Below are 457 nucleotides of genomic sequence, written 5' to 3'. Positions count from 1 at the left end.
GATTGCTACCGCGGTAGACAAATCCGCCGATGATGGCTATGCCTTCATCGTGATCATATTCCACCATAGGGTCGATCGTGCCCATATTGTCGGCTTGCTCAAACACATAACCGCCATTATTGCCGTTAGGGAAGAAACCGAAACTACCTTCTCGCATGTTCCAGCCATAATTGCCTCCTGAGATGATAACATTGACCTCTTCGATGTCATTTTGGCCTACATCGGCGGCGTATAAAGTCCCTGTCATGCTATCGAACGAGAGACGATAGGGGTTACGCAAACCATAGGCATAAATCTCATCGAGTCCGGCTTCACCAACAAAAGGATTGCTCGCTGGGATACCATAAGCACCATTACCACTGTTAGACCCCATAGGATCGATACGCAGGATCGCCCCTAGTGGGTTATCCATATTTTGACCGTTACCCATGGTGCCATGACCGACCATAGGATCATT

Annotated in this window: 1 protein-coding gene; it reads right to left on the bottom strand. The window is 48.6% G+C overall.

Features of this window, described 5'->3' with window-relative positions:
- The coding region (locus MTCD1_RS18505; protein WP_143760152.1) for a PQQ-dependent sugar dehydrogenase at positions 1–457 on the bottom strand (457 nt) is incomplete at both ends.

The sequence above is a fragment of the Colwellia marinimaniae genome (assembly GCF_002207865.1).
Taxonomy (GTDB): Bacteria; Pseudomonadota; Gammaproteobacteria; order Enterobacterales; family Alteromonadaceae; genus Colwellia; species Colwellia marinimaniae.
Note: the sequence above shows the minus strand (reverse complement) of the source record. Positions and strands in the feature narration are given on the sequence as shown.